This window comes from Rahnella inusitata, from assembly GCF_965118895.1.
Classification (GTDB): domain Bacteria; phylum Pseudomonadota; class Gammaproteobacteria; order Enterobacterales; family Enterobacteriaceae; genus Rahnella; species Rahnella inusitata_A.
The window spans coordinates 322,726-345,498 of record NZ_CBCPJJ010000009.1; the positions used below are offsets into that span (position 1 = coordinate 322,726).

General features: G+C 54.7%; 18 protein-coding genes and 1 pseudogene. 16 read left to right on the forward strand and 3 right to left on the reverse strand.

Features of this window, described 5'->3' with window-relative positions:
- The first annotated feature begins 155 nt into the window (after window positions 1–155).
- From fadI to sixA, 3 genes are all read left to right on the forward strand, one after another.
- Entirely contained in the window at window positions 156–1,469 is a 1,314-nt protein-coding gene (gene fadI / locus ACMHLI_RS09540; RefSeq protein ID WP_413529257.1) for an acetyl-CoA C-acyltransferase FadI, read from the forward strand.
- Window positions 1,466–3,649 carry a fatty acid oxidation complex subunit alpha FadJ gene (gene fadJ / locus ACMHLI_RS09545; protein ID WP_413529258.1) on the forward strand — a complete coding sequence of 728 codons (2,184 nt, stop codon included), beginning with the start codon at window positions 1,466–1,468 and terminating at the stop codon, window positions 3,647–3,649. The genes fadI and fadJ overlap by 4 nt, the downstream gene beginning before the upstream one ends.
- Window positions 3,650–4,053: 404 nt before the next feature.
- Window positions 4,054–4,542, forward strand: a complete 489-nt coding sequence (gene sixA / locus ACMHLI_RS09550; protein WP_112166814.1) for a phosphohistidine phosphatase SixA — start codon at window positions 4,054–4,056, stop codon at window positions 4,540–4,542.
- A 90-nt stretch (window positions 4,543–4,632) separates the two neighbouring features.
- On the opposite strand, the gene smrB is transcribed toward sixA, so the two are convergent.
- Window positions 4,633–5,172 carry an endonuclease SmrB gene (gene smrB, locus ACMHLI_RS09555; RefSeq protein ID WP_413529259.1) on the reverse strand — a complete coding sequence of 180 codons (540 nt, stop codon included), beginning with the start codon at window positions 5,170–5,172 and terminating at the stop codon, window positions 4,633–4,635.
- A 203-nt stretch (window positions 5,173–5,375) separates the two neighbouring features.
- Between smrB and prmB the strand changes: the two genes are divergently transcribed.
- The 6 genes from prmB (at window position 5,376) to ACMHLI_RS09585 (ending at window position 10,152) form a co-directional block, all read left to right on the forward strand.
- Window positions 5,376–6,308: a 50S ribosomal protein L3 N(5)-glutamine methyltransferase gene (prmB, locus tag ACMHLI_RS09560; protein ID WP_112166818.1), complete on the forward strand. Its 933-nt coding sequence runs from the start codon at window positions 5,376–5,378 to the stop codon at window positions 6,306–6,308.
- A 71-nt stretch (window positions 6,309–6,379) separates the two neighbouring features.
- Window positions 6,380–7,465, forward strand: a complete 1,086-nt coding sequence (gene aroC / locus ACMHLI_RS09565; RefSeq protein WP_112166820.1) for a chorismate synthase — start codon at window positions 6,380–6,382, stop codon at window positions 7,463–7,465.
- 85 nt (window positions 7,466–7,550) lie between these two features.
- Entirely contained in the window at window positions 7,551–8,321 is a 771-nt protein-coding gene (gene mepA / locus ACMHLI_RS09570; RefSeq protein WP_413529529.1) for a penicillin-insensitive murein endopeptidase, read from the forward strand.
- 55 nt (window positions 8,322–8,376) lie between these two features.
- Window positions 8,377–9,177, forward strand: coding sequence for a sulfite exporter TauE/SafE family protein (locus ACMHLI_RS09575; RefSeq protein WP_413529260.1), 801 nt, complete (start codon window positions 8,377–8,379; stop codon window positions 9,175–9,177).
- A 113-nt stretch (window positions 9,178–9,290) separates the two neighbouring features.
- Window positions 9,291–9,848, forward strand: coding sequence for an elongation factor P hydroxylase (locus ACMHLI_RS09580; RefSeq protein WP_413529261.1), 558 nt, complete (start codon window positions 9,291–9,293; stop codon window positions 9,846–9,848).
- Window positions 9,849–9,873: 25 nt separating this feature from the next.
- The gene (locus tag ACMHLI_RS09585; RefSeq protein ID WP_213052162.1) at window positions 9,874–10,152 is read left to right on the forward strand and encodes a YfcL family protein; all 279 of its coding nucleotides are present in this window, start codon (window positions 9,874–9,876) and stop codon (window positions 10,150–10,152) included.
- A gap of 69 nt (window positions 10,153–10,221) precedes the next feature.
- On the opposite strand, the gene mnmC is transcribed toward ACMHLI_RS09585, so the two are convergent.
- A complete protein-coding gene (mnmC, locus tag ACMHLI_RS09590) occupies window positions 10,222–12,252 on the reverse strand; it encodes a bifunctional tRNA (5-methylaminomethyl-2-thiouridine)(34)-methyltransferase MnmD/FAD-dependent 5-carboxymethylaminomethyl-2-thiouridine(34) oxidoreductase MnmC (protein ID WP_413529262.1) in 2,031 nt (676 codons plus the stop codon).
- Between the two features lie 172 nt (window positions 12,253–12,424).
- Here mnmC and fabB point away from each other — a divergent pair, with 172 nt between their 5' ends.
- The 7 genes and pseudogenes from fabB (at window position 12,425) to ACMHLI_RS09625 (ending at window position 21,630) form a co-directional block, all read left to right on the forward strand.
- Window positions 12,425–13,645 (forward strand): beta-ketoacyl-ACP synthase I, encoded by a 1,221-nt coding sequence (gene fabB, locus ACMHLI_RS09595; protein WP_413529263.1) that lies wholly within the window; start codon window positions 12,425–12,427, stop codon window positions 13,643–13,645.
- A 203-nt stretch (window positions 13,646–13,848) separates the two neighbouring features.
- Window positions 13,849–14,253, forward strand: a complete 405-nt coding sequence (locus ACMHLI_RS09600; RefSeq protein ID WP_413529264.1) for a DUF2946 domain-containing protein — start codon at window positions 13,849–13,851, stop codon at window positions 14,251–14,253.
- A gap of 96 nt (window positions 14,254–14,349) precedes the next feature.
- Window positions 14,350–15,807 carry a PepSY-associated TM helix domain-containing protein gene (locus ACMHLI_RS09605; protein ID WP_413529265.1) on the forward strand — a complete coding sequence of 486 codons (1,458 nt, stop codon included), beginning with the start codon at window positions 14,350–14,352 and terminating at the stop codon, window positions 15,805–15,807.
- Window positions 15,808–16,091: 284 nt separating this feature from the next.
- Window positions 16,092–17,428 (forward strand): annotated as a pseudogene (gene adiC / locus ACMHLI_RS09610) (arginine/agmatine antiporter).
- Window positions 17,429–17,476: 48 nt separating this feature from the next.
- Entirely contained in the window at window positions 17,477–19,783 is a 2,307-nt protein-coding gene (locus tag ACMHLI_RS09615; protein ID WP_413529266.1) for an Orn/Lys/Arg decarboxylase N-terminal domain-containing protein, read from the forward strand.
- Between the two features lie 213 nt (window positions 19,784–19,996).
- Window positions 19,997–21,124, forward strand: coding sequence for an SLC13 family permease (locus ACMHLI_RS09620; protein ID WP_413529267.1), 1,128 nt, complete (start codon window positions 19,997–19,999; stop codon window positions 21,122–21,124).
- 50 nt (window positions 21,125–21,174) lie between these two features.
- Complete coding sequence (locus ACMHLI_RS09625) at window positions 21,175–21,630, forward strand: rhodanese-like domain-containing protein (protein ID WP_413529268.1); 456 nt, start codon at window positions 21,175–21,177, stop codon at window positions 21,628–21,630.
- Window positions 21,631–21,638: 8 nt separating this feature from the next.
- Here ACMHLI_RS09625 and flk read toward each other — a convergent pair whose 3' ends face one another.
- Window positions 21,639–22,688 carry a flagella biosynthesis regulator Flk gene (gene flk / locus ACMHLI_RS09630; RefSeq protein WP_413529269.1) on the reverse strand — a complete coding sequence of 350 codons (1,050 nt, stop codon included), beginning with the start codon at window positions 22,686–22,688 and terminating at the stop codon, window positions 21,639–21,641.
- Between the last annotated feature and the right edge of the window lie 85 nt (window positions 22,689–22,773).

The following is a 22,773-nucleotide window of genomic DNA, read 5'->3' on the forward strand; positions in this document are numbered from 1 at the left end:
TATCTTTCCCTGCCCGCATTCCTTCTCATTCTATTTTCAGAAAAATTTGCTGTTGCTCGCACTTCGGCGGGTTTCGCTTTGCCAAATGTAAATACATAGTTAAAACTGAGTTATCAGGTCAGACCTCTTAAGACCCTCTTTACTCAGGAGCTTGTATGAACAACGTCATTCCACTGGTCACGCGTGAAGGCGATCGCATTGCGATTGTCGATGGTTTACGCACGCCATTCGCGAAACAGGCTACCGCCTACCACGGAATTCCCGCCGTGGACCTGGGCAAAATGGTGGTCAGCGAGTTGCTGGCGAAAAGTGGGATCGACCCGAAAGTCATCGATCAGCTGGTGTTCGGTCAGGTGGTACAGATGCCGGAGGCGCCCAATATCGCGCGTGAAATCGTGCTCGGCACCGGCATGAATGTGTCTACCGATGCTTACAGCGTCTCGCGCGCCTGCGCCACCAGCTTTCAGGCGGTGGCAAACGTCGCTGAAAGTATTCTCAGTGGCACCGTGAGCGTCGGGATTGCCGGTGGTGCCGATTCTTCTTCGGTGCTGCCGATTGGCGTCAGTAAACGCCTCGCCCGTACGCTGGTGGATGTCAGTAAAGCCCGCACACTCTCACAGCGCCTCTCTCTGTTCAGCAAACTCAAACTGCGCGATCTGATGCCGGTTCCTCCGGCGGTGGCGGAATACTCGACCGGCCTGCGCATGGGTGATACCGCCGAGCAGATGGCGAAAAGTCACGGCATTACGCGTGAACAGCAGGATGAACTGGCGCACCGTTCGCACCAGCTTGCTGCACAGGCGTGGGAGCAGGGATATCTCAACAGTCAGGTAATGACCGCGCAGATCCCGCCATACCGCGAGGCGCTGCAAAAAGATAACAACATCCGCCTCAATTCGGAGATCGGACAGTATGCGAAACTGCGTCCGGCTTTTGATCGCAAACATGGCACCGTGACGGCGGCGACCAGTACGCCGCTGACCGACGGTGCCGCGGCAGTGCTGATGATGAGCGAATCCCGCGCCCGGGAACTCGGTTTACAGCCGCTCGGTTACCTGAAAAGTTTTGCCTTCGCCGCTATCGATGTCTGGGAAGATATGTTGCTTGGGCCTGCTTACGCCACACCTATCGCTCTCGATCGCGCCGGTCTGACCTTTGCCGATCTTGATCTGATCGACATGCACGAAGCCTTTGCGGCGCAGACGCTGGCCAACATCAAAATGCTGGGCAGCGAACAATTTGCCCGTGAAAAGCTGGGGCGCAGTGAGGCTGTCGGCCAAATCGACTGGGATAAATTTAACGTACTGGGCGGATCGCTGGCATACGGGCACCCGTTTGCAGCCACCGGTGCACGAATGATCACCCAGACATTGCACGAATTGCGCCGCCGTGGCGGGAAATACGGGCTGACGACGGCTTGTGCCGCCGGTGGTCTGGGCGCGGCAATGATTCTGGAGGCGGCACAATGAGTGACAATATGGACAATCCAAACACAACGTCGGATTCCGCGTTTTCACTGATGTTTACGACTGAACAAGTCGGCATTATCACCATTGACGTACCCGGTGAAAAAGTGAATACCTTAAAGGCTGAATTTGCTGAACAAATTTCCTCTATTTTGCATAAAGCGCAGCAGTATCCAAATCTGAAAGGTCTGGTGCTTATTTCTGGCAAACCTGAGTCCTTTATCGCTGGCGCCGATATTACAATGATTGCTGGCTGTAAAACCGCCGCAGAGGCCAGCCAGCTGGCGCTGAAAGGCCAGACGGTAATGTCGCAGATTGCCTCGTTCCCGGTGCCAGTTGTGGCGGCTATTCACGGTGCCTGTCTCGGCGGTGGTCTTGAGCTGGCGCTGGCGTGTCATGCCCGTATCTGTTCACTGGATGATAAAACCCAGCTCGGTCTGCCGGAAGTGCAGCTCGGCCTGTTGCCGGGGTCCGGTGGTACGCAGCGTCTTCCGCGCCTGATTGGCGCACCGAAAGCGCTTGAGCTGATGCTGACCGGTCGCAGTCTGCGGGCGAAGCAGGCGCTGAAGCTGAGGCTGGTGGATGACGCTGTGCCGTATTCTATTCTGTTGCAAACCGCGCTGGAACGCGTCGCCCAAGGCCGCAAAGCCCGTCCGCCGTTACCCTGGCAGGCGCGGCTGGCGGGCGGTCCGCTCGGCAAAAGTCTGTTATTCCATTTCGTGCGCAAGCAGACGCGCGCAAAAACCCACGGCAATTATCCGGCCACTGAAAAAATTATCGACGTGGTGAAAACCGGGCTGGATCAGGGCAGTGGCAATGGTTATCAGGCGGAAGCTAATGCGTTTGGCGAACTGGTGATGACGCCGGAATCCGCCGCGCTGCGCGGGCTCTTCTTCGCTTCCACCGCACTGAAAAAAGAAAAGGGTGCGGATGCCGAACCGCTGCCGGTTCGACGCGTCGGCATCCTCGGTGGCGGGCTGATGGGCGGGGGGATCGCCAACGTCACCGCGACCCGTGCCGGGCTGCCGGTGCGCATTAAAGACGTCAATCATGAAGGCATCCGCCATGCATTGAAATACAGCTGGGATTTGCTGGAGAAGAAAGTTCGCAGCCGCAGGCTGACCCGTAACGAACAGCAGCGGCAGATGATGCTTATCTCCGGTACCACCGATTACAGTGGTTTTGCGCAGGTGGATCTGGTCGTCGAAGCGGTATTCGAAGACTTAGCCCTCAAACAAAGCATGGTGGCGGAGATCGAGGAAAACGCCGCGCCGCGCACTATTTTCGCCTCAAACACCTCTTCTTTACCGATCCATCAGATCGCCGCGCAGGCTACCCGCCCGGAGCAGGTCATTGGTCTGCACTATTTCAGCCCTGTGGATAAAATGCCGCTGGTGGAAGTGATCCCGCACGCGGGCACCAGTCCGCAGACCATTTCCACTACCGTGGCGCTGGCGAAGAAACAGGGTAAAACTGCGATTGTGGTCGGTGACAGTGCCGGGTTCTTCGTAAACCGCGTTCTTGCGCCCTACATCAACGAGGCTGCACGCTGTTTACTGGCCGGCGAACCCATAGACCACATTGATAAGGCGCTGGTGAATTTTGGCTTCCCGGTCGGGCCGATCCAGTTGCTGGATGAAGTGGGAATCGATGTCGGTACCAAAATCAGCCCGATTCTGGTGGATGCTTTTGGACAACGATTTGCAGCGCCCGCCGGTTTTGACGCGGTACTGAAAGACGATCGCAAAGGTCGGAAAAACGGCAAAGGTTTCTATCTCTACGGCCAGAAAGGGCGGTCTGCGAAGACAAAACAGGTTGATCCGACCATTTATCGCTTACTCAACGTCACGCCAAAAGCGCAGCAATCAGAAACAGAGCTGGCGCAGCGTTGCGTCATGCTGATGCTCAATGAGGCGGTGCGATGTCTGGATGAAAAAGTCATCCGCAGCGCACGCGATGGCGATCTGGGCGCGGTGTTCGGCATCGGTTTCCCACCGTTTCGCGGTGGACCGTTCCGCTATATCGATACGCTGGGCGCAGCCAACGTGGTGAAAACGCTGCAGCAGCTGGCGCAGCGTTACGGTGAACATTTCACTCCCTGCGAGGGTTTGTTACGCCGCGCAGAGTACCATGAGCGGTTCTATCCGCAAGGGGAAACGAAGGAAATTGCCGACGTAGTGTGACCTCTATCACTGCGTGACAATGAATTTCGCGAGAATCTGGAACAGATCCTGCTTACAGCCATACTTAAGCCTGCGGGATCTTTTTTTAGGCGAGGCCCGTTTTGTACAAGAACAAACCCAAACGATTGATCTACAACCCGAGTGGTTAAAATTTCGCCGCAATGATTTACATGCGGTACGGGTTGGTGTAAAAAACAGCGTTTTCTTTACGCGAACTTTCAGGCAAAATGCCCGACCGCTGATGCTGACCATGCAAAGCATGTGGGCTCGGTGGGTTAAGTGGATGTACTGCCTTTCAGCTTTTTTACCGTTAATACGACGATGAAAAAATGCTGGGCAATGGGTGATACAGCACGCAAAGCGTTTCTGTATAGCGCTATTTTTGTTAACAAAAGCGGTGCAATATGCAAGTTGTAATTATGCGTCACGGTGATGCGGTTCTTGAAGCTGCAAGCGACTCGGTTCGCCCATTAAGCGAATGCGGATGTGACGAATCAGTACATATGGCAGCCTGGCTAAATGGCCGTGGCGTTAAAATTGACCATGTTCTGGTCAGTCCGTACCTGCGTGCGCAGCAGACGCTTGAAAAAGTGCGGCAGAACCTGTCACTGCCTGAAAACGTTGAAATTGATACTCTGAAAGAACTGACACCGGGCGGCGATCCTGCTTTGGTGGCCAGCGAGCTGCAACATCTGGCGCTGACCGGCGCGAAAGCCGTGCTGGTGGTGTCTCATCTGCCGCTGGTGGGTTATCTGATTGCCGAGCTGTGTCCGGGCATGTGCCCGCCGATGTTTGCCACTTCCGCGATGGCCAGTGTGGAACTGAACGGTGAAACAGGGCAGGGCAGCTTTGACTGGCAGTTTAGTCCGTGTCAGGTCATGGCAAAGGTTTAATTTTTCCGGGACGGGAAGATTAAACAAAAGAAAGGCACAGCGCGTACGTACTCGCTGTGCCTTTCTGCTTTGTGTTATTCGCAACGGCGGTTAACTGATTTTATCGTCAAGCTCGATGAGCACCAGCAATGAGGCGGTGCCACCAAACTCCTTCGGGGCCTGATGAAAGGCTTCGACGTCGGGATGCTGGGCCAGCCACAGCGGAGTTTGCTGCTTGAGAATATGCTTGCCGTGGCCATGCATCACGCAGGCGCAGTGCACATGTTCGCGGCGGCAGGCGGCGATCAGCGCGCCTAACTCCTGCTTCGCTTCCATCTGCGTTAAACCATGTAAATCGAGAAACAGCTCGGGAGAGTAATCTCCACGTCGCAGTTTTTTCAATTCAAAATGGCTGACGTCAGGCCGTACATGGCGTACCGGACCCTCTTCCTGCAACATCGGCTGGAATTCGTCAGAAAAATAATAACTCGCATCCACCTGCTCCTGAATCAGCTTTTTGGGAGACAGTTGCATGGCTTTTTTACGCGGCGGGCGGTGAGTAATAGTGTCATTTTTCAGTTGCTTGACGCCCGGTACCGCCTCGCGGAATATCGCTGCTTCTTCCGGGCTGAGCAGGTGCTTTTTCTTCATCTTCTGGTCGTCTTTTTCGCACAATACGGACAGTGTACCTGCGGGGACCCTGTGGTTTAAAGAAAACTCAGGGTTAAATTCTTCGAGACATCGCGCAAGTGCGTTGAGTAGCTGCTGATTTGTGGCGGGCTTCGTGGCAAACTATGCGGCAAATTATGGGTTAAACCTATGTTAAAAACCCGTGCACTGCCTGGAGAATAAAATTGGACAAAATTTTCGTCGACGAAGCTGTCAGTGAACTGCATACCATTCAGGATATGCTGCGCTGGACCGTCAGCCGCCTGAACGCGGCCAATGTCTATTACGGTCACGGCACCGATAATCCGTGGGACGAAGCAGTGCAGCTGGTGTTACCAAGCGTATTTTTGCCGCTCGATATTCCCGAAGATATGCACACGGCGCGCCTGACCTCCAGCGAGCGTCACCGTATCGTTGAGCGCGTGATCCGCCGCGTCAATGAGCGCGTACCGGTGGCCTATCTGACCAATAAAGCCTGGTTCTGCGACATGGAGTTTTATGTCGATGAACGTGTGCTGGTGCCGCGTTCACCGATCGGTGAACTGATCACCAACCGCTTCTCTGGCATTTTGCACAACCAGCCTGAGCATATTCTCGACATGTGTACCGGCAGCGGCTGTATTGCGATTGCCTGTGCCTACGCATTCCCGGAAACCGAAGTCGACGCCGTCGACATCTCTGCGGACGCACTGGCCGTGGCTGAGCGCAATATCGACACGCACGGGATCGAGAACTGGGTTACGCCTATCCGCTCTGACTTATTCCGCGAACTGCCGCCGCTGCAATACGACCTGATCGTCACCAATCCACCGTATGTGGATGAAGAAGACATGTCTGATTTGCCGCAGGAATATCGCCACGAACCGGTGCTCGGTCTGGCTTCCGGCACCGACGGACTGAAACTGACCCGCCGCATTCTGGCCTGTGCGCCGGATTACCTGACCGACGACGGCGTACTGATTTGTGAAGTGGGCAACAGCATGGTACATCTGATGGAACAATATCCTGAGATCCCGTTCACCTGGCTGGAATTTGAAAACGGCGGTGACGGTGTCTTCATGTTGACCAAACAGCAGCTTGTAGAATGTGCCGAGTACTTCACCGGCTATCGCGATTGAACACTATTTATGGCCGGTATATCACCGGCCATTCAAGAATAAAACATCAACATAATGGTTAAGGAGCCGTGATGGCAGGGAACAGTATTGGGCAGTTTTTCCGCGTCACCACGTTTGGCGAATCCCACGGTGTGGCACTGGGTTGTATTATTGACGGCGTGCCGCCGGGTATTGCGCTGACCGAAGCAGACCTGCAACACGATCTCGACCGTCGTCGTCCGGGCACCTCGCGCTACACCACGCAGCGCCGTGAAGCCGACGAAGTGAAGATCTTGTCCGGCGTGTTCGAAGGTGTGACCACCGGCACCAGCATTGGTCTGATCATCCAGAATACCGATCAGCGCTCGCAGGATTACAGTGCTATCAAAGACGTGTTCCGTCCGGGACATGCGGATTACACCTACGAACAGAAATACGGCGTGCGCGATTATCGCGGCGGTGGTCGTTCCTCAGCCCGCGAAACAGCGATGCGCGTTGCCGCAGGCGCGGTGGCCAAGAAATATCTGCTGGAAAAATTCGGCGTAAAAGTACGCGGTTATATGTCCCAGATGGGCGATATCACCTGCGAGCTGAAAGACTGGGATCTGGTCGAAACCAACCCGTTCTTCTGCCCGGATGAAAGTAAGCTGGAAGCGCTGGACGAACTGATGCGAGCGCTGAAAAAAGAAGGCGATTCGATTGGTGCCAAAATCACCGTCGTGGCGGATCACGTGCCGGTCGGCCTTGGTGAGCCAGTCTTTGACCGTCTGGATGCCGATCTGGCGCATGCGCTGATGAGCATCAACGCGGTGAAAGGCGTGGAAATCGGTGACGGTTTTGCGGTTGTCGCCAAACGTGGCAGCGAGAATCGTGATGAAATCACTCCAAACGGTTTCGACAGTAACCACGCAGGCGGCATTCTCGGCGGGATCAGTAGCGGCCAGCCGGTTATCGCGCATCTGGCGCTGAAGCCTACTTCCAGCATCACCGTACCGGGGCGCACCATCAACCGTGAAGGCGAGCAGGTTGAGATGATCACCAAAGGCCGTCATGATCCTTGCGTCGGTATCCGTGCGGTGCCGATTGCCGAAGCGATGATGGCAATTGTGCTGATGGACCATTTACTTCGACAGCGCGCTCAGAACGGCGACGTCCATTCTACCGTGCCACGCTGGTAAGCCTTAGATGAAATTCTTACGCGAAATCCCTGCTTTCAACGTTGCCTGCGCCAGTCTTCTGGCGCTCGCTCTCTGCGCACCCGCTATGGCGGCAACGCCTTGGCAGAAAATTACTCAACCGATCTCAGGTACACCGCAGGCTGTGGGCGGCTATGCCAACGGCTGTCAGATTGGCGCGCAGCCGCTGCCACTTAATTCACCGGATTATCAGGTGATGCGTACCGATCAGCGCCGTTATTTCGGTCAGCCGGATTTGCTGGCCTTTATCACCCGTCTTGGTACCCAAGCGCGTGAAAAAGGGCTGGGCACCATGCTGGTCGGTGATATGGCGATGCCGGCCGGCGGGCGCTTTAGCAGTGGTCACGCCAGCCATCAGTCCGGGCTGGATGTGGATATCTGGCTGCAATTGCCGCGTCAGCGCTGGAGCGAACAAATGTTGCTCAAACCGCAGCCTATTGATCTGGTCAGTGCTAATGGTAAAAACGTCGTGCCGAGCCAGTGGCAGCCGCGTATTGAAACGCTCATCAAAATGGCCGCGCAGGACAAAGATGTGGTCAGGATTTTCGTTAATCCGGCTATCAAACAGCAGCTTTGTCTCGATGCCGGAACTGACCGCGAATGGTTGCATAAAGTGCGTCCATGGTTTGGTCATCGCGCGCATATGCATGTGCGTCTGAGCTGTCCGGCCGGAAGTCTGGAATGCGAAAATCAGGCACCGCCTCCGCCGGGTGATGGCTGTGGTGCTGAGCTGCAAAGCTGGTTCCTGCCGCCGAAACCGGGTAGCGGATCGGTCAAAAGCGAGCCACCTCCGTTGCCGCCGACCTGTCAGGCACTGCTGGATAAGCACGTTCTTTAATCACGCATGAATACTTCAATAATTCTTCGCCACGTAGAGCGGGACTGATAGAAAAATGGACTGGTTGATTGTTGCCCCTTGGGTAGTAGGCGTTCTGTTTTTAGTGGCTGTGGTGGCGGGATTTATTGATTCAATCGCAGGCGGCGGTGGCCTTATCAGCCTGCCTGCGCTGCTGGCCGCCGGGGTTTCCCCGGCACAAGCCATCGCCACCAATAAGCTGTCAGCCGTCGGCGGTTCGTTCTCTGCCAGCCTTTACTTTGTGCGGCGCGGCGTGGTCAATCTTAACGATCAGAAGCTCAATATCGCCTGTACCTTTGTGGGGGCGGTGCTGGGCGCGATTTTAATTCAGCGGTTGCAGGCCGATATGCTGCGACAGGTCTTGCCGCTTTTGATTATCTGCATCGGGCTGTATTTCCTGCTGACGCCAAAACTGGGCGAAAGCGATCGCCAGCGTCGCCTGTCAGCCTTGCCGTATGCGCTGGTCGGCGGCGGTTGCGTCGGATTTTATGACGGCTTTTTTGGCCCCGGCGCGGGTTCCTTCTATGCTTTAGGCTTTGTGACGTTGTGCGGGTTTAACCTCGCCAAAGCCACGGCACACGCTAAAGTCCTAAACTTTACCTCGAACTTCGGCGGCCTGCTGTTCTTTATCCTCGGCGGAAAAGTGGTATGGGGATTGGGTTTTGTGATGATGACCGGGCAGTTTATCGGAGCGCGACTCGGCGCGCGGATGGTACTGAGTAAAGGCCAAAAGATGATCCGCCCGATGGTGGTGGCCGTGTCCGTTGTGATGAGCTGCAAGCTGATTTATGACAATCACGGCGCAGATATTCACCACTGGCTGAGCCTGCATTTATAATCTTTCAGGCAAACCGGATATCGTTCTCCGGCTTGCCCGAGGTCATAAAAACGCGCGATTAAACAGGGTTATATTGTCGCCCCTGATCTTACTTACAGAGTTTCACAGCAAATATGTCTGATTCGACCGCAACACATAACTACCATCAATTGATCGACATTTTTGATTCCTGTTTCTTTGAGGAATTCAACGTGCGCCTGATCAAAGGCGACGACGAGCCGATCTACCTGCCCGCCGACGAAGTTGAGCCGTTTAACCGTATCGTGTTTGCCCACGGTTATTACGCCAGCGGAATGCATGAAATCTCCCACTGGTGCGTCGCCGGTGCTGAACGCCATAAACTGGTGGATTTCGGTTACTGGTATTGTCCGGACGGCCGCGATGCGCAAACGCAAAGCGAATTCGAGAAAGTGGAAATCAAACCGCAATCCTATGAGTGGCTTTTCTGCGCGGCGGCGGGCTTTGCTTTCAACGTCAGCTGTGACAACCTGAGCGGCGATTGTGAGCCAGACCGCGTCGGATTCCAGAATAAAGTGCGCGAAGAAGTGCTGCGCATGCTGGATCAGGGCATTCCTCCAAGACCTTTGCGCTTTATTAAAGCGTTACAATCGTTTTACAATACCGCCCCTTTGACGCCTGCAGACTTCCCTGCGTTGCAGCCGCTTGAATAAGACACTGAATACGAGAGGAAGAGTAATGATCGCAGAATTTGAAACGCGGATTTTAACGCTGATTGACGACATGGTCGAAAGCGCCAGCGATGATGAACTGTTTGCCAGCGGCTATCTGCGCGGGCATCTGACAGTTGCGGTGGCAGAAGCGGAAGAGAACGGTGAACACACTCCCGAAGCGTTGAAAATTCTCGTTCAGGAAGGTCTGGACAAAGCCATCCGTGCCGGTGAATTATCGCCACGCGATCAGGCGCTGGTTCAGGGCATGTGGGAAAATTTATACCAGGCCTCTCTCCCTCAGTAATCCCCTAGTCAAAAAAAGCGCAGTCACGGTATTTCCGGCTGCGCTTTTTTGTTGCCTGAAGGTGCTGAATCAGTGCGATCCGACCGGGCGGCCTTTCAGTAATTTTCTCACCCACATGCGGTTCGGGTTCAGCGCGGCCAGTGTTTCGCTATCGAGCGGCAACGGCTCACCGGCAATCTGGGCGGCCAGCACTTCGGCCCCCAGCGGCGCGGAGCTCAGGCCACGTGAGCCGAGCGCACCAAACAGGAACAAATTCTCATGCACCGGCGCAGGTGCAACGGGGCGATGGCGTTTGACGTCGAGATCCAACGCCTTATAGCTTTCCAACAACGCATCATAGTCAGAAACTGAGCCGATCATCGGCAGGTGATCGCGGGTCGCGCAGCGTACGCCGTTACGCGCTTCGCCCGCGCTGACGTCAACGTCGTGCGGCCACTGTTTTTCCGGCAGGCAATCGAGCAGACGCTGACGGTTTTGCTGCTGATCCTCCTCGCGGTAATCGGTACATTTATCCGCACGGTGATAGCTGGCGCCGATACAGTGATGCTGATTGAGCGGGCTGACCGGCGTCAGATAGCCGTCATAGCACAACACCTGTTTGAGTTTGCTCAGCTCAGGCGTGGTCGGAATATGCGAAACCTGACCGCTGACCGCGTAAACCGGCAACTTTTCACTTTGGCTGAAATCCGTAATATCCGCACCGTTTGCCAGCACTACGGCCTGATGATTTACTTCGTGCCCGTCGGCAAAGGTCAGGGTCCAGTGCGAACCGGTGTCCTGACGTAAATTTGTTACCCGCTGGCGATAATGCACGGTCAGGCTTTGTGTCTCAGCCAGCTTAATCAGCGACGCCGTCAGCTCTGCCGGACACAGCCATGCGCCGAGCGGATAAGTCACACCGCCGCTGCCGCAGGGCACACCGCATAATAATTCAACTTCCGCTTCAGTCAGTCCTTGTGCCAGACCTTCAGGCCAGCCGCCGTTCACAATCCCGTCGATCTTCCCCTGACTTTTTTCGTCGTAGCCCAACTGTGTAACGCCAGACCACTGATGATCAAAAGGTACACCCAGTTTTTCCAGTTGCGCATACTGACGGCGGGCGAAGGTGAAGGCATGAGCGAAAAAACGCTCCAGCGTATCACCGCGCCCGTTGAGCAGCGGATACACTGCGCCCTGACGGTTACCCGACGCGCCGAGCGCCGGTTCTTCATCGGCGCAGTACAGAGTCACCCTATAGCCACGGCGCAATAACGCCAGCGCCAGTACCGCGCTCGCCACGCCGCCGCCCAAAATCGCAAACTCTGTTGCATTTTGTGCCGCCGGGCGAAAGTACCAGGGGGCAGGATGAGGAACATCAATTTTTGAAGGTAAAACGCCGGCTAACATATGGCGCTTTTCACCGAATCCAGGCACTTTTTCTATCTCAAAACCGGCATCCTGCAAGCCGCGGCGAACGACTCCTGCCACGGTAAAGGTGGCAAATGTGCCCTGCGGGCGGGTCATTTTCGCCATGGCATCGAAAAGACCAGGCGTCCACATGTCCGGATTTTTCGACGGCGCGAAGCCGTCGAGGAACCAGGCATCTACCTGCTGATTCATACTGGTGTCACATGCCGGAAGCAGGGTAGTCACGTCGCCAAACCACAGGTCAAGCGTTATGCGCCCGCCCGCCAATAGCAGGCGATGGCAACCGGCGAAGGGCATCGGCCATTGTTCGCAAAGTTCGGCGGACCAGGAGGCCAGCTCCGGCCACTGCGCATGGGCAGCGGCGAGATCTTGTGCAGACAGCGGGAATTTTTCATAGCTGATGAAATGCAGTCGTTGCAGGATAGCGTCGGGGTTTTCATTGTGGAACGTCTCGAAGGTCTGCCACAACGTCAGGAAATTCAGTCCGGTACCGAAACCGGTTTCCGCGATGATGCAAAGCGGGCGAGGGTGGTCGGCAAAACGGGCCGGGAAATGGTTGCCATTCAGGAAGACATGGCGCGTTTCCAGTAAGCCGTCCTGGTTGGAAAAGTAGACGTCATCAAAATGTCGGGAAACAGGTGTACCCTGTTCGTTCCAGCTTAATTCAGCGGGTGTGATCGGGTTATGGCTCACGTGAAACTCTCTCAGTTCAAGGCGATGCCGGAGTTTACGCCTGCGTTTGACCCCGCGCAAATTTACCACGATTTACACAACGAATTGCTGATCGGACTTGTTCGGCGTACAACTGTACGCTAGAGTGCGTGACGAAATCCCGAATAGTTATTAATAGTACAAGAGGTATTAAATGAAACGTGCAGTGATTACTGGCCTGGGTATCATCTCGAGCATCGGTAACAACAAGCAGGAAGTTCTTGCATCTCTGCAAGAGGGTCGCTCTGGGATCACCTTCTCGCAAGAGCTGAAAGATGCCGGCATGCGTAGTCACGTCTGGGGTGATGTCAAATTAGACACCGCGGGCCTTATCGATCGTAAGATTGTGCGTTTCATGAGTGATGCCTCGATCTACGCTTATCTTTCCATGCAACAGGCGATTGAAGATTCCGGTCTGACCCCTGAAATGGTTTCCAACGACCGTACTGGCCTGATCGCCGGTTCCGGCGGCGGTTCACCACGCAACCAGGTTGCGGGTTCCGACGGTATGCGTGCTAAAGGCCTGAAAGGCGTTGGCCCATACATGGTGACCAAAGCGATGGCGTCCGGTGTTTCTGCCTGTCTGGCAACCCCGTTCAAAATTCGCGGCGTGAACTATTCCATCAGCTCTGCCTGCGCAACCTCTGCTCACTGCATCGGTAACGCGTTAGAGATGATCCAACTGGGCAAACAGGACGTGGTCTTTGCCGGTGGCGGCGAAGAGCTGTGCTGGGAAATGGCTTGTGAATTCGATGCCATGGGCGCGTTGTCTACCAAGTACAACGAAACCCCTGAAAAAGCCTCCCGTACTTACGATCAGCAACGTGACGGTTTCGTCATTGCTGGCGGCGGCGGTATGGTTGTGGTCGAAGAGCTGGAACACGCTCTGGCACGCGGTGCACACATCTACGCAGAAATCGTTGGCTACGGCGCAACGTCTGATGGCGCAGACATGGTAGCGCCATCCGGTGAAGGCGCAGTGCGTTGCATGAAAATGGCAATGAACGGCGTAGATACTCCAATCGACTACGTTAACGTGCACGGAACCTCTACTCCGGTCGGCGACGTGAAAGAACTGGGTGCCATCCGTGAAGTGTTCGGTGATAAAACACCTGCGCTGTCTTCTACCAAAGCCATGACCGGTCACTCTTTGGGTGCCGCAGGCGTTCAGGAAGCGATCTACACCCTGCTGATGGCTGAGCACGGCTTCATCGCGCCAAGCATCAACATCGAAGACCTCGATGAGAAAGCAGAAGGCATGGATATCATCACTAAACCGACTCAGCGCGAGCTGACCACCGTGATGTCCAACAGCTTCGGCTTCGGCGGTACCAACGCCACGCTGGTGATGCGTAAGCTGAAAAACGACAAATAATTTCTGTCGTTATGCTCTGAACAGAAGCCCGTTTAACACGGGCTTTTTAACGTCTGTCGTTTATCCCTCCTGTTATCCCTCAACAATTCAGGTACAATTTCGCCGCTTCTTATTTTCACTTTGTTGACATAATGCTCTCACTAAAACAAATCAATCATCGACATCTGCGCTTCCCGGCATGGCTTGGGATCCTGGCGATACTGATGTTGTTTATTGCACCGGTGGTTTCCAAATCACTGGTGGCTGAGGGTGCGCAGCATGTGATGATGTCCGGCATGGTGATGTCCAATATGGACATGCCTGAGAGTGAAATGGCTGGCATGGATATGTCAGACCATGAAGCCTCTGCGACACATTGCCAGAAGCCAACCTGCCATTCGGCACCGCAGGACATCGCTAAAATGATGATGTTCGGTGACATGAGCGATGCCGCGTGCGGTTATTGTGTGTTGCTGGTGCATTTGCCGATGCTGGATTTGCAGGCCATGCCGATGCTGTGGTCACTGGATTTCGCCAGTCGCGCGCCTCCGTGTAAAGATATTCAACGTCTTATCCCATCGCGATTCTTCACTGATTCCCAGCCGCGCGCGCCCCCTGTCTTTTCCTGAATATTATTTTCTCCCATTAAAAAAACATCGTCATAACGGCGCTTAATCCGCGTAGCCGTTGTGCATTTGCTATGGAAAATTCAGGAAATTTTATTGATGAGCCAACCTGCTGTTTCACACAAAATGACGGTCAAAGCCGCATCCCTTGCGCTGCTTAAGCGCATCCACTTTTATATTGGCCTGTTTGTCGGTCCGTTTATTTTTATCGCCGCGCTGACTGGCACGCTGTACGTCCTCACGCCACAGTTTGAAAATTATCTCTACGCCGATGCGTTGTTCACATCATCGAAAGGCGAGGCGCAGCCGTTGTCGCGCCAGATTGATGCTGCCGTCAACGTGGCGGGCGCGAACCCGAAAATTTACGCCGTCCGCCCCGCGCCGCAGCCCGGTGACACGACGCGGGTGATGTTTTCCGATCCGCAATTAGGTGCTTCTAAAAGCCGTGCGATCTTCATTGACCCGGCCACGCTGGCGGTAAAAGGGGATATGACGGTGTACGGCACCAGCGGGATTTTGCCGTTTCGAACGTGGCTGGATGATTTGCATCGTGGCCTGCTGCTGGGAGATCCAGGGCGGATTTACAGCGAACTGGCGGCATCCTGGCTTTGGGTTGCCGCGCTGGGTGGCGTTGTTCTGTGGCTGACCGGGCGCCGAAAAAACCGCATGCCGCGTAAGCTCAGCGAAAAAGTCGAAAAACAGCAACGCAGTCGCCGCTGGCACAGCACCATCGGACTGGCGCTGATGGCCGGGCTATTGTTCTTCTCTGCCACCGGTCTGACGTGGTCACAGTGGGCGGGGGACAACATTGGCGTGCTGCGCGCTTACATGGGCTGGCTGACCCCTGCGGTGAACACCAATCTGGATGCGCAAGTGGCGGCGGCACCTGCGGACGAACACGCAGAGCATCACGCTGCGACGGCAGACATGCCTGATATGCCGGGCATGGATATGTCCGCGCATACAATGCACGAGCAACCGAAAGCCATGCCGGTCATGACGCACACTTTTGACTCGGTCGTTGCGGCCGCGCGAGCATCCGGGATTGAGGCGAATAAAATCGAAATACGCCCGGCATATACGGCTGATAAAGCCTGGACGGTAACCGAGGTGGATCGCAGCTGGCCGACGCAGGTCGATGCAGTGTCAGTCGATCCGACAACAATGCGGATTGTTGATCACGTCTATTTTGCTGATTTTCCGCTGCTGGCTAAACTCACTCGTTGGGGTGTCGATGCTCACATGGGCATTCTGTTTGGCCTGTGGAATCAGGTGATTCTGGCGGTGTTTGGCATCGGTCTTTGCGTGATGATTGTCTGGGGATATCGTCTGTGGTGGTTACGCAGAAGCGTCATCAGCGACGGGGTTAATCCGGCGGTCACGTTGATGCAGACGTGGAAATCCGTGCCTTTACGCCTGCAATGTCCGATATTTGTGGTCACACTGGCGCTGGCGATTTCCCTGCCGGTGATGGGCGTCAGTCTGGTGATTTTTCTGCTGATTGATATTGCTCGCTGGCTACGTTCTCAGCGTGCGTTGCAGACGGCCCGCACCTAAAATTCACCTTAACCTGCCTGACCGGTGGCTCACTCTGCCTGCGCCGCCGGTTTTACTGTCCTTTCTCTGAATCTGACTGTCTCACTTTTACTTATCACCCTGATAAACAAACTTTTTTATAATTATTATAATTATCCATTTATTTAAATTATCTCGCTATTATTAACGCCCCTCACAAATCTCTAGTAGTCTTATTTCTGCATCAGAAAAGTCCTAAGTCTGTCTTTGTTTTATTCAATATTTCCTTTGAAAATTAATGTATTACTTTTTGTAGGGGTTAGTTCATGGCTATTGAATCAGATGATCACAAAGTAGGGTTAATCCCGGTCACCTGATGGTGTCCGGCAATATCATGGGGTCAGGGGTTTTCCTCCTGCCCGCAAACCTGGCCTCTACCGGCGGGGTCGCCATTTACGGCTGGCTGGTCACCATTATCGGCGCGATGGCGTTGTCGATGGTGTACGCCAAAATGTCCTCACTCGATGACAGCGCGGGCGGTTCGTACGCCTATGCGCGAAGAGCATTTGGCCCGTATCTGGGCTATCAGACAAACCTGCTTTACTGGCTGGCCTGCTGGGTCGGCAACATCGCAATGGTAGTGATCGGCGTCGGTTATCTCAGTTACTTCTTCCCTATTTTAAAAGAACCGCTGGTACTGACCTTCACCTGCGTCGCGGTGTTGTGGCTGTTCGTCATCCTGAACATTGTCGGGGCGAAGATGATCACCCGCGTCCAGGCCGTCGCAACGGTGCTGGCGCTGATCCCAATTCTGGCGATCGCCATCTTTGGCTGGTTCTGGTTCAAAAGTGATACCTACATGGAGGCCTGGAACGTCAGTGGGAAAGGCACCTTCGGCGCGATCCAAAGTACGCTGAGCGTAACGCTGTGGTCATTCATCGGCGTAGAGAGCGCCTCGGTTGCCGCTGCGGTGGTGAAGAATCCGAAGCGCAACGTACCGATCGCCACTATCGGCGGCGTGCTGATCGCCGCCGTGTGTTATGTGCTTTCTACCACCGCCATCATGGGGATGATCCCGAATGCCGCGCTGCGCCTTTCTACCTCTCCGTTTGGTGATGCCGCAAGGATGGCGATGGGCGATACGGCGGGGGCGATAGTGACTTTCTGCGCCGCAGCCGGTTGTCTCGGTTCGCTCGGCGGCTGGACGTTACTGGCCAGCCAGACGGCGAAAGCGGCGGCCGATGATGGTTTGTTCCCGCCAATATTTGCCAAGGTCAACAAAGAAGGCGTGCCGGTTAAAGGGCTTATCGTGCTCGGCATTCTGATGACCATCTTCCAGATTTCCACCATATCTCCCGACGCCACCGCGCAGTTCGCGCTGGTCTCGTCGGTCTCGGTGATTTTCACCTTAGTGCCATACCTTTACACCTGCGCCGCGCTGATGCTGGTCGGTCACGGGCATCTGGGGAACCGCACCGGGATGTACAGCTTTGTCACGTTGATCGCCTTTGTCTACTGCATCTGGGCCGTGGTCGGTTCCGGCGCTGAAGAGGTGATGTGGTCATTCATCGCGCTGATGGTGATTACCGCCATGTACAGCTTCAACTATAACCGTCGTCATAAAAATCCGTACCCGTTGGGTAAACCGCTTGAACTGGACTGACCGTTTTAACTCCCAGATATTTTGAATTCAAGACGAAAAGGAAAGGTTATGATCGATTTAAGTCGCCATAAAAAACGTAAAGTGCTGGTTGTCGACAGCAATATTACGGATGTGAATACCGCCAACGGGCGTGCCGTACGGGAGCTGATTGAAGCGCTCGAAGATACCAATCTGACGGTGATCCCGGCGGTCACCTTCGAAGACGGCATTGCGACCATCACATCTGATGCCTCCATCTGCTGCGTCTTTGTCGACTGGACCTCCGGTGGCAACGACAGCGCTTCGCACAGTCAGGCATTTACGCTGTTGCAGGAGATCCGCCGCCGCAATAAAGGCGTGCCGGTCCTGCTGATGGCTGAACACTCCTTTATCGACACGCTCACGCTCGACACCATGAAAATGGTCAACGAATTCGTCTGGATGCATGAAGATACCGCCGAATTTATCGCAGCGCGCTCTGTCGCACTGATAGACAAATATTACGATCAGCTGCTGCCGCCGTTCACCAAGGCACTGTTCAATTACACCAAATATTCACCGGAATATTCATGGGCAGCACCCGGTCATCAGGGGGGTGTTGCATTCACCAAAACGGCGGTAGGACGTGAGTTTCTCGATTTCTTCGGTGAAAATCTCTTTCGCACCGACACCGGCATCGAGCGCGGTGCGCTGGGCTCGTTGCTCGATCACAGCGGACCGATTAAAGAGTCCGAAACTTACGCTGCACGGGTCTTCGGCTCACATCAGAGTTACTCAGTGCTCAACGGCACCTCCGGCTCTAACCGCGCAATCATGACGGCCGTCGTCGGCGACGGTCAGTTCGCTCTGTGCGACCGTAACTGCCATAAATCGATCGAGCAGGGGTTAGTGATGACCGGCGGCATACCGGTCTTCTTCATCCCGACGCGCAACCGTTTTGGCATCATCGGACCGATCCCGAAATCGCAGTTTATGGCCGAGTCTATTCAGCAGAAAATCGACGAACATCCGCTGAAAAAACTCGCCTCTGACCCTAAACCCATTTACGCCGTAGTCACCAACTGTACCTACGATGGCATGTGCTATAACGCCAAACAGGCGCAGGATCTGCTGGCGAAGAGCGTCGATAATATTCACTTCGATGAAGCCTGGTACGCCTATGCGCGCTTCAATCCGTTCTACCGCGATCGTTATGCCATGCGCGGCAATCCGGCAGATCATGACCCGGAAGGCCCGACTGTTTTCGCCACGCATTCCACGCACAAGCTGCTGGCCGCGTTGTCGCAGGCTTCTTACATTCACATCCGCAACGGTAAAAAACCGGTGGAGCATTCCCGCTTCAATGAGTCCTACATGTTGCAGGCCACGACCTCGCCGCTGTATGCCATTATTGCCGCCAATGAAGTGGGCGCGGCGATGATGGACGGCAAGCAGGGCGAATCACTGACGCAGGAAGTGATCAACGAAGCCGTTGATTTCCGCATGGCGCTTGCCAAAGTGCATGCGGCGTTTTCCGCTCAGGGCGAATGGTTCTTCTCACCGTGGAATGCGCCGGATGTGGTAGATGTGAAAACCGGTAAAAAAATTCCGTTCATTAATGCCTCCAAAGAACAACTCACTACTGACCCGAGCTGCTGGGTGCTGAGGCCGGGGGAAAGCTGGCTCGGTTTCGACCAGCTCGACGATGACTGGTGCATGCTCGACCCGATCAAGGCCGGTATTCTGGCTCCGGGTATGGGAGATGACGGTAACATGCTGGAAAACGGTATTCCTGCGGCGATGGTCACCGCGTTCCTTTCTCAGCATGGGATCGTGCCTTCTCGTACTACCGATTTCATGGTGCTGTGCCTGTTCTCAGTCGGCGTCACCAAAGGTAAGTGGGGGACGCTCATTAACGTGCTGCTGGAGTTCAAACAGCATTACGACGATAACAGCCCGCTGACGCTGTGCCTGCCGGATCTGGCTTCCTCAAACGCGGCTCGCTATGCCGGCATGGGGCTCAAGGATCTCTGTGACGAAATGTTCGCCTACATGAAAACCAGCCAGATGGATAAACTCCAGTCCGAGGCTTTTGGCAAAATCCCGACGCCGGTCAAACTCCCACGCGCTGCCTTCCAGGATCACATGGCCGGACGTTGTGAACACCTGACGCTGGACAAGCTGGCCGGGCGTGTCTCAGCCGTGGGGGTGATCCCTTATCCGCCGGGCATTCCTATCGTCATGCCGGGTGAAAGCTTTGGTGCCAAAAACGATCCGTGGCTCAGCTATATCCGCAGCATTGCGCAGTGGGGAGAGAAATTCCCCGGCTTCGAAAAAGAGCTCGAAGGCGCAGAGTTCAAGGACGGGCAATATCACATCTGGGTCCTGAAAAACTAGCGGCGAGTCTACCCCTCGTTTTGCGGTTTGCAAGATGACAGAGAGGACAAATGAATGGGTTGCGGCACATCTCGCAATCTGCTGACGGGGCTCTGTATGAGCCTCGTTTTTTTTGCGTGATATCGCGGGAAGTGAGTAATTGCGCTGGCAGAGGGAAATTTCTTCGGGTAACGTCAGCGCATCAGATAACCGGCTTATTAATGCAGAAAACTTATGTTAAAAACAGTCACTGGCACATTACTTAAACCTTTCTTACGCGATCGATTTCTGCATCTTTTAGTGCTGCTTGGCATTGTGCTGACCTGCTTTCAGCCTGCCAAAATTGTGCAGTTTCCGCAGTTTGTTGACTGGGACACCATCGTTACGCTGTTAGGTCTGCTGATGCTGACCAAAGGTGTGGAAGTCAGCGGCTATTTCGATTTTGTTGGACGTAAGATGATTAACGCCATCGATAATGAACGCTGGCTGGCGCTGTTTCTGGTGATGGCGGCGGCGGTGCTTTCTACCTTTATGACCAACGATGTGGCGTTATTTATCGTTATCCCGCTGACCATTACGCTGAAAAAACTGACGTCGCTGCCGGTCACCCGGCTCATCATTTTCGAAGCGCTGGCGGTAAATGCCGGATCTCTGCTGACGCCGATAGGGAATCCGCAAAATATCCTGTTATGGAATAAGTCAGGTCTGTCGTTCCTGCATTTTATTGCTCAGATGGCACCGCTTGCCATAATTACGCTGGCCGCACTGCTGCTGGTCACCTGGTTCTGCTTTCCATCTCACAGCCTGAAAAAGCTGGAGAGTAACGAAGGTTATCCGTTCCAGAAACGTCTGCTGTTCAGCTCCGTGGCGTTGTACGTAGCGTTTATTGCCTGTGTGGATCTGGGGCTGGCAATCTACGGCTTACTGGCGGTCATTCTGTGCTTTATCTGGCTGGCGCGGCAGGTGCTGCTGCGAATCGACTGGCCGCTGATTTTGGTCTTCATCGTGATGTTTATCGATGTGCGACTGATTGTCGGACTGGATATATTGCAACCTGCCTTTGCGCATATTGCTGCTCTGCCGGATTACGGACATTACCTGCTCAGCATCGGGCTTTCTCAGGTGATCAGTAACGTGCCCGCGACCATCCTGATGATCAACTATTTGCCTTCGGGCGCGCTGCTGGCCTACGCCGTGAATGCCGGTGGCTTTGGACTGGCGATTGGTTCGCTTGCTAACCTGATTGCTTTGCGCATGGCAAATGACAAAAAGATCTGGCTCAAATTCCACGCCTATTCATTCCCGTTCCTGCTGTTTAGCGGGCTGGCAGGCTGGTTTCTGTTACCTCTGGTGGCGGGTTAATACCCATAGCAGCACTGTTTCCCCCTCATATAGATTTCACAGGAGAAGTTATGTCGCACTCATCTTATGTTCTGGCTTTCGCACCGCCGTCCCCTGACGTCAGCGCCGCGTATTTACACTCGAAACTGAGCTTTTATACCGATGCGGCCGACGTGGCGGCAGATTTGCAGAACGGCGTTACCAGCATTGTGATTATTGATACCCGTTCTGCTGAATATTATGTGCGCGGGCATGTGCCGGGCGCGGTAAGTTTTCCGCACAAACTGATGACGGCAGAAAGTACGCGGGAGCTGAGCAAAGATGTCGTTTACGTGACGTACTGTGATGGGATTGGCTGTAACGGCTCGACGCAGGGTGCATACAAGCTGGCAAAGCTGGGATTTCATGTGAAGGAAATGATTGGCGGACTGGATTTTTGGATCCGCGATCAACATCCGCTGGCAATGGGCGAAGAACGGGGAAACTATTCCCTGAGCCTCGCCCCTGAGAATTGCGGCTGTGCCTGAATCTGGCCTTAAAACAGCGCCCAAAGCAGTAGCACGACCACCACAAAGGCGATAAACAGCAGCGGTTTTCCGCCGAGCGCCTGCATAGACGGTGGCAGCATCGCGACAAACGGATTCATGATTGGCTGCGGATCCGTACGCGTTGTGGTGGAGAAGTGGTCATCAATTTCTTCGCTGCGTGGTGTGCGGTCCACACGCTGGCTGAACAATACGCCAATCAGGTCATTCACCTGCACCGGCGTCAGCGGCGTGGATAAAGTGGCACTGAAACGGTTTTCCACATACTCGGTCAGCTGACGGATTTCCTGCGTACTGGCAGGCTGTTTAAGCACGCTCAGCAGGGTGGTCAGCGTCGGTGGGGTGGTCTGCTGGCTGAGTGAGGCTTTTACCTGCATAAACTGGCTGAGTAACTGGAAGTGTTTCGCCGGAATAGAATCACCGACCTTAACGCCCACCAGAGTAAACAACTCCTGCCACACTTTGACCGGTGCTTCGCCAGTGGCTGCGCTGAGACGCGTAACCAGCTGTTGCAGGTTGTTGTGCTCGGCAGGCAGCAAAGGGCGATCGGTTACCGGTGTCTGCTGCGGCAGCGGGATATTCATCTGGCGCGTCTGGATCAAGTCCAGTACCTGTTGCAGCTGCGGGTGAGTCAGCTGGCTCAGGACGGTATGACCAAAATTCTGGCGGATAAAGTCGCTCACGGCCTGGCGGTTATTGCCCTGTGGCAACAGTTCGGTTAGCTGCAACATCAGCTGGCGCGAGGCATGGCTATCCTGCGCCTGCGTCAGTTTCCCCTGTAGCAGGGTCTGCGCCTGAGGAAATTGCGATGACGTGATTTCTGCACCGTGGGGCAAAGAAAGATCGTGGCGCAGGTTGGCCCAGATCTCCGCAGATTTTATCGGGGTCAGCGCCATCAGTTTGACGATCAGCTTCTCCAGCGTGGTTCGCTGCGCCGGGGTTAACGGCAGTTCGCCACCCGGTTGAGCAGGAACGGTCTGACCCTGGGGCTGTGTTCTGTTGTCGCCAACCGGCATGCCCGGGCCGCTCAAAGGTTGCATATCACCGTCCTTCGCTGGAAATTAAATCGTCGCCTGAACTTCATGAAAAGTAAAAAGCGCGGCGCAAGAGCGCAGAAGCGCCTCA

Coding starts and splice junctions, on each gene's coding strand:
- mepA (WP_413529529.1), top strand. CDS start 7,551: ATGGCGGCAACGCCTTGGCAGAAAATTACTCAACCGATCTCAGGTACA.
- sixA (WP_112166814.1), top strand. CDS start 4,054: ATGCAAGTTGTAATTATGCGTCACGGTGATGCGGTTCTTGAAGCTGCA.
- fadJ (WP_413529258.1), top strand. CDS start 1,466: ATGAGTGACAATATGGACAATCCAAACACAACGTCGGATTCCGCGTTT.
- ACMHLI_RS09615 (WP_413529266.1), top strand. CDS start 17,477: ATGATCGATTTAAGTCGCCATAAAAAACGTAAAGTGCTGGTTGTCGAC.
- flk (WP_413529269.1), bottom strand. CDS start 22,688: ATGCAACCTTTGAGCGGCCCGGGCATGCCGGTTGGCGACAACAGAACA.
- fadI (WP_413529257.1), top strand. CDS start 156: ATGAACAACGTCATTCCACTGGTCACGCGTGAAGGCGATCGCATTGCG.
- ACMHLI_RS09605 (WP_413529265.1), top strand. CDS start 14,350: ATGAGCCAACCTGCTGTTTCACACAAAATGACGGTCAAAGCCGCATCC.
- ACMHLI_RS09620 (WP_413529267.1), top strand. CDS start 19,997: ATGTTAAAAACAGTCACTGGCACATTACTTAAACCTTTCTTACGCGAT.
- ACMHLI_RS09625 (WP_413529268.1), top strand. CDS start 21,175: ATGTCGCACTCATCTTATGTTCTGGCTTTCGCACCGCCGTCCCCTGAC.
- aroC (WP_112166820.1), top strand. CDS start 6,380: ATGGCAGGGAACAGTATTGGGCAGTTTTTCCGCGTCACCACGTTTGGC.
- fabB (WP_413529263.1), top strand. CDS start 12,425: ATGAAACGTGCAGTGATTACTGGCCTGGGTATCATCTCGAGCATCGGT.
- ACMHLI_RS09575 (WP_413529260.1), top strand. CDS start 8,377: ATGGACTGGTTGATTGTTGCCCCTTGGGTAGTAGGCGTTCTGTTTTTA.
- ACMHLI_RS09585 (WP_213052162.1), top strand. CDS start 9,874: ATGATCGCAGAATTTGAAACGCGGATTTTAACGCTGATTGACGACATG.
- ACMHLI_RS09580 (WP_413529261.1), top strand. CDS start 9,291: ATGTCTGATTCGACCGCAACACATAACTACCATCAATTGATCGACATT.
- smrB (WP_413529259.1), bottom strand. CDS start 5,172: ATGAAGAAAAAGCACCTGCTCAGCCCGGAAGAAGCAGCGATATTCCGC.
- ACMHLI_RS09600 (WP_413529264.1), top strand. CDS start 13,849: ATGTTGTTTATTGCACCGGTGGTTTCCAAATCACTGGTGGCTGAGGGT.